Source organism: Streptomyces sp. NPDC093586, assembly GCF_044764905.1.
In the GTDB taxonomy this organism is placed as follows: Bacteria; Actinomycetota; Actinomycetes; order Streptomycetales; family Streptomycetaceae; genus Streptomyces.
The window spans coordinates 131,152-147,713 of sequence record NZ_JBIWJA010000015.1 but is presented as its reverse complement, the minus strand read 5'-3'; the positions used below and the strand labels follow the sequence as shown (position 1 = coordinate 147,713).

Sequence of the window (16,562 nt, the reverse complement as noted above, 5' to 3'; positions counted from 1 at the left end):
ATCGTCAGGTGCCGTGGTCTCCGTGGGTGGCGGTGCGCCCGTTCGGCCCTCCTCCCGTGGCAGGATCGGAGGGTCATGACTGCGCCCACGAAGCCCTCGCACGACGGCCCCACCGACCCCGCGGCCCCCACAGCCGCGCCCGCTCCCGCCGACCCGGCCGCCGCCCCGGCCGTGTCCGGCGAATCGCTGCACTCCCCCGTCATCGACTGGTTCGACGAGCACGCCCGCGACCTGCCGTGGCGGCGCCCGGAGGCCGGGGCGTGGGGCGTGATGGTCAGCGAGTTCATGCTCCAGCAGACGCCGGTGAACCGGGTCCTGCCCGTGTACGAGCAGTGGATGGCCCGCTGGCCGCGCCCCGCGGACCTCGCCGCGGAGGCCCCCGGCGAGGCCGTCCGCGCCTGGGGCCGGCTCGGTTACCCGCGCCGCGCCCTGCGCCTGCACGGGGCCGCGGCCGCCATAACGGAACGGCACGGCGGAGACGTACCGGCGGACCACGCCCAGCTGCTGGCCCTGCCCGGCATCGGCGAGTACACGGCCGCGGCGGTCGCCTCCTTCGCCTACGGCCGGCGGCACGCCGTGCTGGACACCAACGTCCGCCGGGTCTTCGCCCGGGCGGTCACCGGCGTGCAGTACCCGCCGAACGCCACCACCGCCGCCGAACGCAAGCTGGCGCGCGCACTGCTGCCGGACGACGAGGCGACGGCCGCCCGCTGGGCCGCCGCCTCCATGGAGCTGGGCGCCCTGGTGTGCACGGCCCGCAACGAGTCGTGCCACCGCTGCCCGATCGCCGCGCAGTGCGCCTGGCGGCTCGCCGGCAAGCCCGAGCACGACGGGCCGCCGCGCCGTGGCCAGACGTACGCGGGCACCGACCGGCAGGTGCGCGGCCGGCTGCTCGCGGTGCTGCGGGAGGCGCACCGGCCGGTGCCGCAGGCGGCGCTGGACCGGGTGTGGCACGAACCGGTCCAGCGGGCCCGCGCCCTGGACGGCCTGGTCGCCGACGGCCTGGTGGAGCCGCTGGCGGACGGGATGTACCGGCTGCCGCTGAGCTGACGCACAGCGGGGTCACAGCGGACACGTCACGACGGTCACCGTCGTGCGGGCTTCCGTCACGACGGCATCGCCGGACAAATCACCCTTTGACGTACTCAAATCGCCCAGCACCAGGCTCCGTTCCCACGTTCGTTACACAACCGACGGACAGCTGAGGGTTAGCCGCAGGCTGCTTCGCACAGCGCCGTGACAACGCTTCCCTACCTTCGTATCCGTGCCCGACGGGCACGGGGGATCACGGACCACAGGCAGGAGACCGGCGGATGACCAGCCGCCGGTACACGGGGATCGGAAGGCGGTTGACCATGGCGCAGGGCGAGGTGCTCGAATTCGAGGAGTACGTCCGCACCCGGCAGGACGCGCTGCTGCGCAGCGCCCGACGCCTGGTACCCGACCCCGTCGACGCCCAGGACCTGCTCCAGACCGCGCTGGCGCGGACGTACGGCCGCTGGGAGACCATCGAGGACAAGCGGCTGGCGGACGCCTACCTGCGCCGGGTGATGATCAACACCCGGACCGAGTGGTGGCGGGCGCGGAAGCTGGAGGAGGTGCCCACCGAGCAGCTCCCGGAGTCCTGCGTGGACGACTCCACCGAGCAGCACGCGGACCGCGCCCTGCTGATGGACGTCATGAAGGTGCTCGCCCCGAAGCAGCGCAGCGTCGTCGTGCTGCGACACTGGGAGCAGATGTCAACGGAGGAGACGGCCGCCGCCCTCGGCATGTCGGCCGGTACGGTCAAGAGCACGCTGCACCGGGCGCTCGCCCGGCTCCGGGAGGAGCTGGTCGCCCGCGATCTGGACGCACGGGCGCTGGAGCGTGGGGAGCGGGAGCGTTGCGCGGCCTGACCGACGGTCGGACACCCGGGCGGATCCGGAAGAGCGTGCAGGCGACGAGTACGGCGGTGGCCGTGTTCGTCGCCATCGGCGTTTCCCTCTCCGGTTGTGGCGCCGGCGGCACCGGCGCCCGTGACGAGGGCCCGGCCCACGCGGACGCGGTCGGCGGCGCCGCATCCTCCTCCCCGGCACCCGTCGCCTCCTCCTCCAAGATCCCCGACCGGGTGGACGCGGTCCGGCTCGTCAAGGCCGACCCCAAGGTCTCCGCGGAGGTCAAGCGCGAGCTGAAGCCGTGTGTCGCCGACGAGTACCCCGTCGACGTGTCCTACGGGGAGCTGACCGCGGGCGAGGCCGAGGACATCGTCGTCAATGTGCTGACGTGCGGTGACTCCGTGGGTGTGGGGAGTTACGTGTACCGCGAGAAGGACGGCGGGTACGAGAATGTCTTCCGGGCCGAGGAACCCCCGGTCTACGCGGAGATCGACCGTGGCGACCTGGTGGTGAGCAAGCAGCTGTACGAGAAGGGTGACCAGGTGTCGAGCCCGTCCAGCGAGAACGTGATCACCTACCGCTGGTCCGCGGGCCGCTTCATCGAGGCCTACCGCACGCACACCGACTACAGCAACGCCGTCGGGGCCACGCCGGCCCCCGCCCCGGACAGCTGACGCGTACGGCGGGTGAACCGATCGGGCCGCTCGGACCGATGGAGTGATGAACGCGGAGCGCGATCCCCGCGTCTGCCCGGTGACCGCACAGGCGTCCGGCGACCGCGTCCGCAACCGACCATGACAACGAGGACTGAGAGCACCGGGATGGCAGACCAGACCCACGTCCTGTTCGTCGAGGACGACGACGTCATCCGCGAGGCCACGCAGCTCGCCCTGGAGCGGGACGGCTTCGCGGTCACCGCGATGCCCGACGGACTGTCGGGCCTGGAGGCGTTCCGCGCCGACCGTCCGGACATCGCGCTGCTGGACGTCATGCTCCCCGGCCTCGACGGCGTGAGCCTGTGCCGGCGGATCCGGGACGAGTCCACCGTGCCCGTGATCATGCTGTCGGCGCGGGCGGACTCCATCGACGTGGTGCTGGGCCTGGAGGCGGGCGCCGACGACTACGTCACCAAGCCGTTCGACGGGGCCGTCCTGGTGGCCCGCATCCGTGCGGTGCTGCGCCGCTTCGGCCACGCCGGCGGCGGCGACCGGACCGACGCGGGGGCCGGCGCGGCCACCGGGGGCGTGCTCACCTTCGGCGAGCTGGTGATCGACACCGACGGCATGGAGGTGCGCCGGGCCGGGCACCCGGTGGCGCTCACCCCGACCGAGATGCGGCTGCTGCTGGAGTTCTCCTCCGCTCCGGGCACGGTGCTCTCGCGCGACAAGCTCCTGGAGCGCGTCTGGGACTACGGCTGGGGCGGTGACACCCGCGTCGTCGACGTCCACGTGCAGCGGCTGCGGACGAAGATCGGCCAGGACCGTATCGAGACGGTCCGCGGCTTCGGCTACAAGTTGAAGGCCTGAGCGGGGACATGCGGAGGTTCATCCGACGCCCGGCCGCCTCCCTCCTGAGGCGCACGGGCATCCGTACGGGGCTGCGGTGGAAGCTCAGCGCGGCCATCGCGCTGGTCGGTGCGCTGGTGGCGGTCGCGCTGAGCCTGGTCGTGCACAACGCGGCCCGGGTGTCGATGCTGGACAACGCGCGCGACCTGGCGGACGACCGGGTCCTGGTCGCCCAGCGCAACTACGAGCTCTCCGGACGCCTGAACTTCCCGAACGCGCAGATCGACGACCCCGAGCTGCCGGCCGGACTGCGGAAGAAGGTCGAGGACGGGCGCAGAGCGACCTACGTCTCCGAGCGGGCGAACGGGGTGGCGGACATCTGGGCCGCCGTGCCGCTCAAGGACGGGCACGTCATGTCCCTGCACTCCGGGTTCACCGACCGCAGCGCCGACATCCTCAAGGATCTCGACCAGGCCCTGGTCATCGGCTCCATCGCGGTCGTCCTCGGCGGCAGCGCGCTCGGCGTGCTCATCGGCGGGCAGCTGTCGCGCCGGCTGCGCAAGGCCGCGACCGCCGCGAACCAGGTCGCCAAGGGCGAGCCGGACGTCCGGGTCCGGGACGCCATCGGCGGTATCGTCCGGGACGAGACCGACGACCTCGCGAGCGCGGTGGACGCGATGGCGGACGCCCTGCAGCAGCGGCTGGAGGCCGAGCGCCGGGTCACCGCGGACATCGCGCACGAGCTGCGCACCCCGGTGACCGGGCTGCTGACCGCCGCCGAGCTGCTGCCGCCGGGCCGGCCGACGGAGCTGGTGCTGGACCGGGCGAAGGCCATGCGCACACTGGTGGAGGACGTCCTGGAGGTGGCCCGGCTGGACGGGGCCTCGGAGCGGGCCGAGCTGCAGGACATCATGCTGGGCGACTTCGTGTCCCGGCGGGTGGCGGCCAAGGACCCGGACGTGCGGGTGCTGGTGGTGCACGAGTCGGAGGTCACCACCGACCCGCGCCGCCTGGAGCGCGTGCTGTTCAACCTGCTCACCAACGCGGCCCGGCACGGCAGGCCGCCCATCGAGGTCAGCGTCGAGGGCCGGGTGATCCGCGTCCGCGACCACGGCCCCGGCTTCCCCGAGGCCCTGCTCGCCGACGGGCCGAGCCGTTTCCGCACCGGCAGCGCGGACCGGGCCGGCCGCGGACACGGGCTGGGGCTGACCATCGCGGCCGGGCAGGCCCGGGTGCTCGGCGCCCGCCTCACCTTCCGCAACGTCCGGCCCGCCGGGGCTCCCGGGCACATACCGGCCGAGGGCGCGGTGGCGGTGCTGTGGCTGCCGGAACACGCGCCGACGAACACCGGGAGCTATCCGATGCTGCCGGACCGGTCGCCGCAGGGCGTGTCCTGACGGAACCCGTCCGGGCGGCCGACGGCGGCACGCGGCACCGGCACCGCCCGTCCCCCGCCCGGGCACGGGGACGGGGACGGGCACGGGCACGGGCACGGGCATGCCGAAGGCCCCCGGGCAAACACCCCGGGGGCCTTCGGCGGCAGGATCAGACCGCCTCGGTCACCGGCGTCTTCGCCGTCACGGCGTCACCGTCGGCCGGGCCGTCGGCCGGGCCGTCCGCCGCCTTCGGTCCCGTCCCCTTGAGCGGGACCTCCTTGACGAACACGGCCGCGACCAGCGCGAACACGGCCACCGCCGCGCCCAGCAGGAACGCTCCGTGCGTGCCGGCGGACACCGCGTGCTGGTAGGCCTCGCGCGCCGCGACCGGCAGCTTGGCCAGGCTCGGCGCGTCCAGCTGCGCCGACCGCTCGGTCACCGCGGTGCCCAGCGCGCCGGCCTTCTCGGCCATGACGTCCTGGACGCGGTGGTTGAACAGGGCGCCCATGATCGCGACACCGAAGGACGAGCCGAGGGTGCGGAAGAGGGTGGTGGACGAGGACGCGACGCCCATGTCCTTCATCTCCACGCTGTTCTGCGCCACCAGCATGGTGATCTGCATCAGACAGCCCATGCCGAGACCGACGACGGCCATGTACAGGCCGGAGGTGAAGCGGCTGGTGTCGGTGTCCATCAGCGACAGCAGGAACAGTCCGACGGTCATCAGCACGCCGCCGACCACGGGGAAGACCTTGTAGCGGCCGGTGCTGGTCGTCACCCGGCCGGCGATCATCGAGGTGACGAGCATCGCGCCCAGCATCGGCAGCAGGAGCAGCCCGGAGTTGGTGGCCGAGGCGCCCTGCACCGCCTGCTGGTACAGCGGCAGGAAGAGGGTGGCGCCGAACATCACGAAGCCGGTGATGAAGCCGATGAGGGACATCAGCGTGAAGTTCCGGCTGCGGAAGATGTGCAGCGGCACGACCGGCTCGGCGGCCCTGGTCTGCCAGAACACGAACCCGACCAGCGCGGCGACCCCGATGCCGATCAGCTCCATGATGCGCACGGAGGTCCAGGCGTACTCCGTGCCGCCCCAGGTGGTCACCAGCACGATGGCGGTGATGCCGATGGTCAGCAGCACGGCGCCCAGATAGTCGATGCGCGCGTCGCTGCGCCTCTTCGGCAGGTGCAGTACGGCGCTGATGGCGACCAGCGCGACCGCGCCGAGCGGCAGGTTGATGTAGAAGGCCCAGCGCCAGCCCCAGTGGTCGGTGATGGTGCCGCCGACCAGCGGCCCGCCGATCATCGCCAGCGCCATGACGCCGGCCATCATGCCCTGGTACTTGCCGCGCTCCCGCGGCGGGATCAGGTCGCCGATGATCGCCATGACACCGACCATCAGACCGCCGGCACCGAGCCCCTGGACGGCGCGGAAACCGATGAGCTGGCCCATGTCCTGGGCCATGCCGCTGAGCGCCGAACCGGCCAGGAAGATCACGATGGAGGTCATGAACGAGCCCTTGCGCCCGTACATGTCACCGATCTTGCCCCACAGCGGGGTGGAGGCGGCGGTGGCGAGGGTGTAGGAGGTCACCACCCACGACAGGTGTTCCAGACCGCCCAGCTCACCGACGATCGTCGGCATCGCCGTACCGATGATCATGTTGTCGAGCATCGCGAGCATCATCGCGATCATGAGCGCGAGCAGAACCACCCGCACACTCCTCGGCTGTTTCCCGCCGCCGGTGTCGACGGCCTCGCCCGCCGGTGTGTCCGTCATCGCTGCCACTCCCCAGCTACCGCTGCGCATTCGCTACTTACTTGCCGACCGGCAAGTTGACTACACTCGGGAAGGTAGACGCGTAACTAGCCGGGCGTCAAGTAAGTTTTCCGGAACGTGCGCGGAGCAGGAGGTGCGTAGGAGGATGGGCGGCACGATGGACAGCACCAAGCAGCAGCGACGCCGCGGGGACACCCGCCAGCGCATCCAGGACGTGGCGCTCGGACTCTTCGCCGAGCAGGGGTACGAGAAGACCTCGCTGCGCGAGATAGCCGAGCGCCTGGACGTCACCAAGGCGGCGCTGTACTACCACTTCAAGACCAAGGAAGAGATCCTCGTCAGCATCTTCGAGGATCTCTCCCGGCCGATCGAGGACCTGATCGAGTGGGGCCGGCTCCAGCCCCACACCCTGGAGACCAAGCAGGAGATCGTCCGCCGCTACAGCGAGGCGCTGATGGGCGCGGCACCGCTCTTCCGCTTCATGCAGGAGAACCAGGCCGCGATACGGGAACTGCGCATCGGGGAGATGTTCAAGGAGCGCATGATGGGTCTGCGGGACATCCTCATAGACCCGGAAGCGGACCTGGTCGACCAGGTCCGCTGTGTCAGTGCGCTGTTCACCATGCACGCCGGGATGTTCGTCCTCCAGGACGTGGAGGGCGACGCCGAGAAGCGGCGCGAGGCCGTGCTCGAGGTCGCCACCGACCTGGTGACCCAGGCGCACCGGGGAGCCGGGGGCTCCTGACCGGCCGCGTTCAGCCGGTCAGGAGCCGATCGTCCCGACCGGCGGGACGCTTCGTGCTCAGACGGTCACGCCGTGCGCGCGCAGGAAGGCGACCGGGTCGACGGCGGAGCCGTAGTTCGGGGTCGTGCGGATCTCGAAGTGCAGGTGGGGACCGCTGGAGTTGCCGGTGTTGCCGGACAGGGCGATGTGCTGGCCGGTCGTCACGACCTGGCCGATCCGCACGTCGATCCGCGACAGGTGGGCGTACTGGGAGTACGTGCCGTTGCCGTGCTTGATGACGATGGCGTTGCCGTAGGCGGGACCGTCACCGGCACCGTTGCCGCCGGCCTTGACGACGACACCGCCGTGGGCGGCCATGACATTGGTGCCGAGCGGCACGGCGAAGTCCTGGCCACTGTGCTTGTGCGCCCACATGCCACCGTTCTGGGCGAACTTCGCGCTGAGCGCGTACTTCTTGACCGGGTCCACCCAGGAGGCCGCCTTCTTCTGGACGGCGGCCTTCTCGGCGCTCGCGGCGGCCTTCTCGGCCTTCGCCGCCTTGGCCTGCGCCGCTGCCTGGGCCTCCACGGCATGCGCGACGGTGGACGTACCGGAAGCCGCCGGGGTGCCGTTGGCGGCCGCGACCCCTGCTCCCAGTGCGACCGAGGCTCCGAGGCCGGCGGCCATCACGGCGGCGCGGGTGCGGACGGTGGTCGTACGGGAAGAGCGGGACGTGACACGCGAGAACATTCGAACCTCATGGGGACGGGAACACAGGAACGCCCCTCCGGCGGATGCACAGGCACTCACCGGGCGGGCTCCACCTTGGTAACCCGCCGGGCCGTAACCGCACAAAGGTGTGATCTACGACCCTATCTAGTACTTAAGCATGAAACTTCACGTCTCTTGACAGAGATCCCATCTCGGACATAACCAGCTCAGAGCCCTGCAAACAGGCCACCCCCTTGGGGGGATATGCCCTTTTTCGCAGTTCTTGCGAAGTCGACTATTCCTCGTAGTACCGGGCAAATCACCTGTGCGGCATGTCACCGGCGGGCATGATCGGGGGGCCGGTGAATGTGACCCGGGCTACTCCGTTTCCGGTCAAGGCACCCCTCCCTCAAGCCCGTTCAGGCGCCCCCGATCGTGGCCGAGGCCACACCGATCCGGCCTTCCACGAGCCACTACTCACCGGTAACCCGATCGTCGCCGCCACGCCACCTGCCCGGGCGAGCATGCACGCGTCAATTTATGCCGTCAGGCATCCGCGCAGGCATGAGAGGACCCCACCCCCATGACCGAACAGAACGGACGGACCGGGCAGGCAGGACAGGCGGGTCAGGCAGGGCGGGCGAGACGGGCCGGACGCACCTGGAGGCGCGCCCTCGGCACAGCCGCCGTCACCGCGGCCGCGCTCACCGCGGCCGTCGCACCGGCCGACGCGACCCCCGCCACGACCACCCGGACGGCCGCCGCGGCCGCCGCCGACGTCGACCACGCCACCTGGCAGCGGGACTGCCGGGCCGTGATGGACCAGGCCCTGCCGTACCTGAAGGAGCGGATCGCCGACGCCGCCCCCGGCGAGAAGCAGGCGATCGTCCTGGACATCGACAACACCTCCCTGGAGACCGACTTCGGCTTCAGCTACCCGCAGCCCGCCAACCGTCCGGTCCTGGAGGCCGCCCGGTACGCCCAGCGGCACGGCGTCGCGCTCTTCTTCGTGACCGCCCGCCCGGGCATCGTCAAGGCGCCCACCGAGTGGAACCTCGAGCACGCCGGTTACCGGTCCTCCGGCCTCTACGTCCGCGGCTTCCTCGACCTGTTCCGCGACGTGGCCGAGTACAAGACCGCGCAGCGCGCCGCCATCGAGTCGAAGGGCTACACGATCATCGCCAACATCGGCAACACCCCCACCGACCTGTCGGGCGGCCACGCCGAGAAGGCGTTCAAGCTGCCGGACTACGACGGCCGGCTGTCCTGACCCCCGATAGGCTCCCCTCGTCGACCGACCACGGGGGTGGCACATGGAACCGGCGGTACTCGGCGGGAAGTTGGCGTCCAGTCTGGTCGCCCCGCTGGTGAAGAAGCTGTTCGTGACGGGCGGACCGGGGGCCGGGCTGGTCGACAGACCGGTCCGGCTGGCCCGCCTGGTGTCCTTCCGGGGCGAGCAGCGCCACCTCGGCGAGGCGGAGGTGCGAAGGCTCGCCGGGCGGCTGGTCGGGGCGTCCCTGGACTCCCCCGGCGAGCCGCCCTTCCCGTCCGACGAGGAGACCGCCGTCACCGACGCCCTGACGGCCCGTCTCCTCGCGCTCGGCGACCTGGACATGGACGACGTCCAGGCCGTCCGCCTGGGGCACCGGGAGCTGGCCGCCCGGCTGCGGCAGCACGCCGCCGGGTCCGGTGACGGCCTGTCCGCAGACGCCCGCTACTTCCTCGACTCCGCCACCGAGTGGGCCTGCCTGCACATCCTGGAGTTCTTCACCCGGCGCTCGACGTTCGTCGCGCGGACACTGGTGGAGCAGACGCGGACGCAGACGGAACTGATCGCCAAGGTGGACGAGTTGATCGCCCGCACCCCGCGACCCGACGCCCGCGACACCGCCTTCGAGCGCCGCTATCTGCCGTACGTGGCCGAGCAGTACAACCACCTCACCATCTACGGTCTCGACCTGCGCGACTCCCCCGACCGCTGGCCCCTCGAAGTCGCCTACCTGAGCCTGGACGCGACGACCACGGGCGAGGAGCGGCCCACCGCCCTGCCGGAGGAACACCTCGGCGCCCCCGTGGCCGTGCACCTCCCCGCCGAGGACGCCCTCACGGCCCACGACCGCGTGCTGCTGCGCGGCGACGCGGGTTCCGGCAAGACGACGCTCGTGCAGTGGCTGGCGGTGACCGCCGCGCGCGCCGGCGACCGGGTGCCGTACGTCCTTCCCCTGCGCACCCTGATCCGCGTGGGTGTCCTGCCCTCCCCCGCCGCCTTCCTGACCGCCGTGGACTGTCCGCTCACCCCGCCCGAGGGCTGGGCGGAGCGCGTCCTCACGGCCGGAAGGGGCCTGCTCCTCGTCGACGGCCTGGACGAGATCCCCGCCGCCGACCGGCACCGCGCCCGCGACTGGCTGCTCGCCCTGGTCCGCGCCTTCCCCGGCAACCGCTGGCTGCTCACCTCCCGCCCCACCGCCGTACGCCCCGACTGGCTGGCCGCCGAGGGCTTCCGGGAGCTGGCGCTGAACCCGATGCGGCAGGCGGACGTGGCCACGTTCGTCCAGCGCTGGCACACGGCGGCGGAGGCACCCGAGTACGAGGCGAGACTGCTGGACGCCCTGCGCACCAAGCGCGACTTGGCCCGCCTCGCCACCAACCCGCTGATGTGCGGCCTGATCTGCGCTCTGCACCGCGAGCGGCGCGGCTACCTCCCCACCGGCCGCAAGGAGTTGTACGACGCCGCGCTCACCATGCTCCTGGCCCGCCGGGACCGGGAGCGCGGCATGGAGGCGATGGAGCTGGGCGAGGAGGCCCAGCTGGAACTGCTCCAGCGGCTGGCGTACGCGCTGGTGCTGAGCGGACGCACGGAGATGGCGGTGGAGACGGCCGAGGGGATCGTGGAGCGCTGCCTGCCGTCGGTCGCCTCGGCGGCGGGGCAGGGCGACGCGGCGGCGGTCCTGCGGGCCCTGCTCCTGCGCAGCGGCCTGCTGCGACAGCCGGCCGAGGGGGTACTGCACTTCGTCCACCGCACCTTCCAGGACTACCTGGGCGCCCGGTACGCCGTCGCGGAGGGGCACCTCGACGTCCTGGCCGGCCACGCCCACGACACGCAGTGGGAGGACGTCATCCGCATGGCCGTGGCCCACGCCCGGCCCGGCGAGCGGGCGGTTCTCCTCCGGCGGCTCCTGGCGGAGGACACCCCTCGGCTGACCCTGCTGGCCCTGGCCTGCCTGGAACACGCGACCGCGCTGGACCCGGCGGTACGGGCGGAGGTGGAGACGCGGGCGGGAGTGTTGATCCCGCCCCGGTCGAAGGAGGCCGCGCGGGCTCTGGTGGACGCGGGGCCCCTGGTCCTGGAACTGCTGCCGGGCCCGGAAGGGCTGGCGGACGACGAGGCACTGGGCGTCACGGTCACCGCCTCGGTCCTCGGCACCGCGGAACCGGGCAGCGCGCTCGGGGTACTGCGCCGCTTCCGGAACCACCCGGCCCTGGACGTGCGGCGCCAGTTGGTGGGCACTTGGAGCCGGTTCGACGCTGCGGAGTACGCGGTGGAGGTGCTGGACCACCTGGACCGGGACGAGCTCTTCGTTTCCTGCGACACCCCGGAGCAGCGTGCGGCGCTGCGCCTGATGCGTCCTTGGCGGCGGATGGCGTTCACCGGCCCGCAGCCCCCGGCCGACATCGCCGATGCCGTCACCGGGCCGGAAGGCGTCGAGGTGCTGAGCCTGGAGTCCAATCCGCAGGTGACGGGCCCGCGTGAGCTGACGTCCTTCTCCTCGCTGAGGGGCCTGTGGTTGCGTAACTGCCCGGCGGTCACCGGCCTTGAGGAACTCGCCCGCTTCCCCGTCACCGACCTCGCCTTCGACAGCGTTGCCGACCCCAGCGGTCTGCGAGCGCTGGGATCACTCGTCCGGTTGTCCGTCGACCAGCGCTTCATCCACCACAACAGCCTGACCGGCGCCCTTCCCACGGACGCTCTCCTCACGTACCTCTACGTGGGTCCGGCCACCCTGGCCTCCACCGGGCTGCGCGGGCTTTCGCAGTGGAGCACGCTCACCACCCTCGCCATCGGCGCACCGGACCGGGGGCTGACGGCCGCGGACTGGGCCGAAGTGGCCGCGCTTCCGGCCCTGCGCAGCCTCGTCCTGCAGGCGGCGCGGCATGACTACGCCTTTTTCCTCATGCCCGCCCTGCCCACCGTGACGGAACTGCACCTTCCGCACTTCTCGCAGGCCACTCGGGAGGCCTCACTGAGTGCCCTCGCGGCCGGCTTGCCCGGGTTGCGCCACGTGACCGTCAAGACCTACGGCAGACGTGCCGACCCTTCCGTCTACGCGCGGTACTTCCCCGATGCCACCGTGGTCCTGAACTGACCGACGTCGACACGGCGAAAAGAAGGGGGCGCTCCGGGACCGAAGTCCCGGAGCGCCCCCTTCTCACGCTCGTCCCCGGAGGGCTACGCGTCCTTGCTCAGGTTCGGACCGGCACCGCCGGCCGCCTGCTCGATCGGCGGAACGTCGGGGAGGGACGACTTCTCCTCACCCCGGAAGGTGAAGGTCTTGGCGTCGCCCTCGCCCTCGGTGTCCACGACCACGATGTGACCGGGGCGCAGCTCGCCGAAGAGGATCTTCTCCGACAGCGAGTCCTCGATCTCGCGCTGGATGGTCCGGCGCAGCGGCCGGGCGCCCAGCACGGGGTCGTAGCCCTTCTTGGACAGCAGCTCCTTGGCGGACTGGGAGAGCTCGATGCCCATGTCCCGGTCCTTCAGACGCTCGTCCACCTTGCCGATCATCAGATCGACGATCTGCAGGATGTCGTCCTGGGTCAGCTGCGGGAAGACGACCACGTCGTCGACGCGGTTGAGGAACTCGGGGCGGAAGTGCTGCTTGAGCTCGTCCGACACCTTGTTCTTCATGCGCTCGTAGTTGGTCTTCGTGTCGCCCGCGGCGGCGAAGCCCAGGTTGAAGCCCTTGGAGATGTCCCGGGTGCCGAGGTTGGTCGTCATGATGATGACCGTGTTCTTGAAGTCCACGACCCGGCCCTGGGAGTCGGTCAGGCGACCGTCCTCCAGGATCTGCAGCAGCGAGTTGAAGATGTCCGGGTGGGCCTTCTCGACCTCGTCGAAGAGGACGACCGAGAACGGCTTGCGGCGCACCTTCTCCGTCAGCTGACCGCCCTCCTCGTAGCCCACGTAACCGGGGGGCGAACCGAAGAGGCGGGAGACCGTGTGCTTCTCGCTGAACTCCGACATGTCGAGGGAGATCAGGGCGTCCTCGTCACCGAAGAGGAACTCGGCGAGCGCCTTGGACAGCTCGGTCTTACCGACACCGGACGGACCGGCGAAGATGAACGAGCCACCCGGACGCTTCGGGTCCTTCAGACCGGCACGCGTACGGCGGATCGCCTTCGAGAGCGCCTTGACGGCGTCCTTCTGGCCGATGACCCGCTTGTGGAGCTCGTCCTCCATGCGCAGCAGACGCGAGGACTCCTCCTCCGTCAGCTTGAAGACCGGGATGCCGGTGGCGGTCGCGAGGACCTCGGCGATCAGCTCGCCGTCGACCTCGGCGACGACGTCCATGTCGCCGGCCTTCCACTCCTTCTCCCGCTTGGCCTTGGCGGCCAGGAGCTGCTTCTCCTTGTCCCGCAGGGAGGCGGCCTTCTCGAAGTCCTGCGAGTCGATCGCGGACTCCTTGTCGCGGCGGACGCCGGCGATCTTCTCGTCGAACTCGCGCAGGTCCGGCGGCGCGGTCATCCGGCGGATGCGCATCCGGGAACCGGCCTCGTCGATCAGGTCGATCGCCTTGTCCGGCAGGAAGCGGTCCGAGATGTAGCGGTCGGCGAGCGTCGCCGCCTGGACGAGGGCCTCGTCCGTGATGGAGACGCGGTGGTGGGCCTCGTAACGGTCGCGCAGACCCTTGAGGATCTCGATCGTGTGCGGCAGCGACGGCTCCGCGACCTGGATGGGCTGGAAGCGGCGCTCGAGGGCCGCGTCCTTCTCCAGGTGCTTGCGGTACTCGTCCAGCGTGGTGGCACCGATGGTCTGCAGCTCACCGCGGGCCAGCATCGGCTTCAGGATCGAAGCGGCGTCGATGGCGCCCTCGGCGGCACCCGCACCGACCAGCGTGTGCAGCTCGTCGATGAACAGGATGATGTCGCCGCGGGTGCGGATCTCCTTGAGCACCTTCTTCAGGCGCTCCTCGAAGTCACCGCGGTAGCGGGAGCCGGCGACCAGCGCGCCGAGGTCCAGGGTGTAGAGGTGCTTGTCCTTGAGGGTCTCGGGCACCTCGCCCTTGACGATGGCCTGCGCGAGGCCCTCGACGACGGCGGTCTTGCCGACGCCGGGCTCACCGATCAGGACCGGGTTGTTCTTGGTACGGCGGGACAGCACCTGCATGACCCGCTCGATCTCCTTCTCGCGCCCGATGACCGGGTCGAGCTTGGACTCACGGGCGGCCTGGGTGAGGTTCCGGCCGAACTGGTCGAGGACCAGGGACGTCGAGGGCGTGCCCTCGGCAGGCCCGCCGGCGGTGGCGGTCTCCTTGCCCTGGTAACCGGAGAGCAGCTGGATGACCTGCTGCCGCACCCGGTTCAGATCTGCGCCCAGCTTGACCAGGACCTGGGCGGCGACGCCCTCGCCCTCGCGGATCAGGCCGAGCAGGATGTGCTCCGTGCCGATGTAGTTGTGACCGAGCTGAAGGGCCTCGCGGAGCGACAGCTCCAGGACCTTCTTGGCACGGGGGGTGAAGGGGATGTGACCCGACGGGGCCTGCTGGCCCTGCCCGATGATCTCCTCCACCTGCTGGCGGACCGCCTCGAGCGAAATCCCGAGGCTCTCAAGGGCCTTGGCGGCGACACCCTCACCCTCGTGGATCAGGCCCAGGAGGATGTGCTCGGTGCCGATGTAGTTGTGGTTGAGCATCCGGGCTTCTTCCTGAGCCAGGACGACAACCCGCCGCGCGCGGTCGGTGAACCTCTCGAACATCGTTAATCGCTCCTCAGAGCGGTCAGGCAGTAAGGGGAACTTCCCCTCCCTGTCCTTCCGCAGCTTAGTCCCGCAAGCGGGGACCGCTCATTCCAACTGCCGACACCGTCGATGGCCTCCTGACCCCTGACGCCGACATCTGCCACAACCCGATGGTGCGAGACGATGTTCCCGCAGGCCAGGCACTTACCCCGCTCGCCAGTACGCCGATGGCGAACGTGAGACGGCCCATTCTGCGTGTCGCCCCCTCCCACTAGGGATGTCTTACCCGCCGGGACTGACACTCCATGCCGCGCGCACCGGTTCCCTCCGCTACGGGCGAACAACCTTGCGCCACCCCACACCCCCGCGCGCCCCCTTCTTCGGAACCCCACGCGACCGCCTGGCCACCCAGAGTAACCCGAGCACCTTTTCGGCGGTTGCACGTGGCATGGCCCGCGACCTGTCCACGACCCCCACGGTGCCGCTCCCCCGACGACCGCCCGAGGGGGGCGGGGCGTGGGAGCGGGTGCGGTCCTGGTACGAGAGCGGGCTCGGCTGGCCGACGGCGCCCGGGGTTCCCGTACGGCTGCGTACAGGGGTTCGCTTCGACGCCCTCGACGTCCCGGCCGCGGCCGGTCACGCGGCGCTGCGGCGCCGGGCACACCGCTTCCCGGTGGCGCTCCGGGGTGAGCGGATGCTGCTGCTCGTGGCCGTGGGGGGCGCGGACGAGCTGCCCGGGCTGCTGGACTGGCTGGAGTGGGGCTCCCTGGCGCTCGACCTGCGGGCGGTCGGCGCGGGTGGTCTCATGGACGCGCCCCTGCCCCCGGAGTCCGGGCCGGCCGGGCTGCCGTCGTCGGCCTCGCGGTCGCCGTCACCGACGGGCCGTGACGCTTCGCAGGGGGCCGCCGTGTGGCTGCGGCCCCCCGAGACGGGGAGCGAGGTCGAGACCTCGCTGCCGGCGCTGTCGGCCCCGGGCGGCGCCGGGACCGCCCTCGACCTGGCGCGGCTGGTGCACACGCTGGCGACGCAGTGCCACCGGATCCGGCTCTCCCGGGTGCCGCGCTGAGGGCATGCGGGCCGTCAGCAGGCGGGCCGGGTGTGTGCGGGCCGGGTCGGTGGCGCGGCCGGACGATCAGCCGTTGGCCTCTTCGTAGGCCTGTCGGATCGCCGCGGGGACCCGGCCGCGGTCGTTGACGTCGTGACCGTTCGCCTTCGCCCAGGCGCGGATCGCCGCGGTGTCCTGGCTGCCGCCCGAGGAAGCGCGCGTCTTGCCGCGGCCGCCCGAAGCGCGGCCCCCGGTCCGGCGACCGCCCTTCACGTAGGGCTCGAGAAGACCGCGGAGCTTCTCCGCATTGGCGGTGGTGAGATCGATCTCGTACGTCTTGCCGTCCAGCGCGAACGTCACCGTCTCGTCCGCCTCGCCGCCGTCGAGGTCATCGACAAGAAGGACCTGAACCTTCTGTGCCACCGGATTTCCTTTCATCGATAACGTGAGGGCCGGAGGTCCGCCGGCATCCGCCGTATCGCCGTCCCTTGTTATATGCAGTACTGCAGTACGCCGGAAAGCAAACCGCTTTTGCCGGAAAAACACAAACCCCCGGCGGGAACCCGCAGTCCCCCTCCGGTCCGGAAAGGTACGC

13 protein-coding genes are annotated in these 16,562 nt (G+C 71.1%); 9 read left to right on the top strand and 4 right to left on the bottom strand.

The annotated features are described in order from the left end of the window. Positions 1–75 precede the first annotated feature (75 nt). From ACIRFH_RS18180 to cseC, 5 genes are all read left to right on the top strand, one after another. Entirely contained in the window at positions 76–1,050 is a 975-nt protein-coding gene (locus ACIRFH_RS18180) for an A/G-specific adenine glycosylase (protein ID WP_403521657.1), read from the top strand. Positions 1,051–1,355: 305 nt separating this feature from the next. Then, the gene (locus tag ACIRFH_RS18175; protein WP_403521710.1) at positions 1,356–1,895 is read left to right on the top strand and encodes a SigE family RNA polymerase sigma factor; all 540 of its coding nucleotides are present in this window, start codon (positions 1,356–1,358) and stop codon (positions 1,893–1,895) included. Then, positions 1,883–2,548, top strand: a complete 666-nt coding sequence (locus ACIRFH_RS18170) for a hypothetical protein (protein WP_403521655.1) — start codon at positions 1,883–1,885, stop codon at positions 2,546–2,548. Before ACIRFH_RS18175 ends, ACIRFH_RS18170 begins: the two co-directional genes overlap by 13 nt. A gap of 147 nt (positions 2,549–2,695) precedes the next feature. Then, positions 2,696–3,400 carry a two-component system response regulator CseB gene (gene cseB / locus ACIRFH_RS18165; RefSeq protein WP_403521653.1) on the top strand — a complete coding sequence of 235 codons (705 nt, stop codon included), beginning with the start codon at positions 2,696–2,698 and terminating at the stop codon, positions 3,398–3,400. An 8-nt stretch (positions 3,401–3,408) separates the two neighbouring features. Continuing rightward, complete coding sequence (gene cseC / locus ACIRFH_RS18160) at positions 3,409–4,776, top strand: two-component system sensor histidine kinase CseC (protein WP_403521651.1); 1,368 nt, start codon at positions 3,409–3,411, stop codon at positions 4,774–4,776. Between the two features lie 148 nt (positions 4,777–4,924). On the opposite strand, the gene ACIRFH_RS18155 is transcribed toward cseC, so the two are convergent. After that, positions 4,925–6,532 carry an MDR family MFS transporter gene (locus ACIRFH_RS18155; RefSeq protein ID WP_403521649.1) on the bottom strand — a complete coding sequence of 536 codons (1,608 nt, stop codon included), beginning with the start codon at positions 6,530–6,532 and terminating at the stop codon, positions 4,925–4,927. A gap of 145 nt (positions 6,533–6,677) precedes the next feature. On the opposite strand from ACIRFH_RS18155, the gene ACIRFH_RS18150 reads away from it, so the two are divergent. Next, a complete protein-coding gene (locus ACIRFH_RS18150; protein ID WP_403521647.1) occupies positions 6,678–7,277 on the top strand; it encodes a TetR/AcrR family transcriptional regulator in 600 nt (199 codons plus the stop codon). Positions 7,278–7,334: 57 nt separating this feature from the next. On the opposite strand, the gene ACIRFH_RS18145 is transcribed toward ACIRFH_RS18150, so the two are convergent. Next, positions 7,335–8,006 carry a M23 family metallopeptidase gene (locus ACIRFH_RS18145; protein ID WP_403521645.1) on the bottom strand — a complete coding sequence of 224 codons (672 nt, stop codon included), beginning with the start codon at positions 8,004–8,006 and terminating at the stop codon, positions 7,335–7,337. A gap of 544 nt (positions 8,007–8,550) precedes the next feature. On the opposite strand from ACIRFH_RS18145, the gene ACIRFH_RS18140 reads away from it, so the two are divergent. Together ACIRFH_RS18140 and ACIRFH_RS18135 are read left to right on the top strand one after the other, a co-directional pair. Continuing rightward, complete coding sequence (locus tag ACIRFH_RS18140) at positions 8,551–9,237, top strand: HAD family acid phosphatase (RefSeq protein ID WP_403521643.1); 687 nt, start codon at positions 8,551–8,553, stop codon at positions 9,235–9,237. Between the two features lie 43 nt (positions 9,238–9,280). Further along, positions 9,281–12,331: an NACHT domain-containing protein gene (locus ACIRFH_RS18135; protein ID WP_403521641.1), complete on the top strand. Its 3,051-nt coding sequence runs from the start codon at positions 9,281–9,283 to the stop codon at positions 12,329–12,331. 83 nt (positions 12,332–12,414) lie between these two features. Here ACIRFH_RS18135 and ACIRFH_RS18130 read toward each other — a convergent pair whose 3' ends face one another. Continuing rightward, positions 12,415–14,940, bottom strand: coding sequence for an ATP-dependent Clp protease ATP-binding subunit (locus tag ACIRFH_RS18130; RefSeq protein ID WP_403521639.1), 2,526 nt, complete (start codon positions 14,938–14,940; stop codon positions 12,415–12,417). Positions 14,941–15,370: 430 nt separating this feature from the next. On the opposite strand from ACIRFH_RS18130, the gene ACIRFH_RS18125 reads away from it, so the two are divergent. After that, positions 15,371–15,988 carry an SCO3374 family protein gene (locus tag ACIRFH_RS18125; RefSeq protein ID WP_403521637.1) on the top strand — a complete coding sequence of 206 codons (618 nt, stop codon included), beginning with the start codon at positions 15,371–15,373 and terminating at the stop codon, positions 15,986–15,988. A 66-nt stretch (positions 15,989–16,054) separates the two neighbouring features. On the opposite strand, the gene ACIRFH_RS18120 is transcribed toward ACIRFH_RS18125, so the two are convergent. Next, positions 16,055–16,390 (bottom strand): Lsr2 family protein, encoded by a 336-nt coding sequence (locus tag ACIRFH_RS18120; protein WP_403521635.1) that lies wholly within the window; start codon positions 16,388–16,390, stop codon positions 16,055–16,057. Between the last annotated feature and the right edge of the window lie 172 nt (positions 16,391–16,562).

Coding starts and splice junctions, on each gene's coding strand:
- ACIRFH_RS18180 (WP_403521657.1), top strand. CDS start 76: ATGACTGCGCCCACGAAGCCCTCGCACGACGGCCCCACCGACCCCGCG.
- ACIRFH_RS18175 (WP_403521710.1), top strand. CDS start 1,356: ATGGCGCAGGGCGAGGTGCTCGAATTCGAGGAGTACGTCCGCACCCGG.
- cseB (WP_403521653.1), top strand. CDS start 2,696: ATGGCAGACCAGACCCACGTCCTGTTCGTCGAGGACGACGACGTCATC.
- cseC (WP_403521651.1), top strand. CDS start 3,409: ATGCGGAGGTTCATCCGACGCCCGGCCGCCTCCCTCCTGAGGCGCACG.
- ACIRFH_RS18155 (WP_403521649.1), bottom strand. CDS start 6,532: ATGACGGACACACCGGCGGGCGAGGCCGTCGACACCGGCGGCGGGAAA.
- ACIRFH_RS18150 (WP_403521647.1), top strand. CDS start 6,678: ATGGGCGGCACGATGGACAGCACCAAGCAGCAGCGACGCCGCGGGGAC.
- ACIRFH_RS18145 (WP_403521645.1), bottom strand. CDS start 8,006: ATGTTCTCGCGTGTCACGTCCCGCTCTTCCCGTACGACCACCGTCCGC.
- ACIRFH_RS18140 (WP_403521643.1), top strand. CDS start 8,551: ATGACCGAACAGAACGGACGGACCGGGCAGGCAGGACAGGCGGGTCAG.
- ACIRFH_RS18135 (WP_403521641.1), top strand. CDS start 9,281: ATGGAACCGGCGGTACTCGGCGGGAAGTTGGCGTCCAGTCTGGTCGCC.
- ACIRFH_RS18130 (WP_403521639.1), bottom strand. CDS start 14,940: ATGTTCGAGAGGTTCACCGACCGCGCGCGGCGGGTTGTCGTCCTGGCT.
- ACIRFH_RS18125 (WP_403521637.1), top strand. CDS start 15,371: ATGGCCCGCGACCTGTCCACGACCCCCACGGTGCCGCTCCCCCGACGA.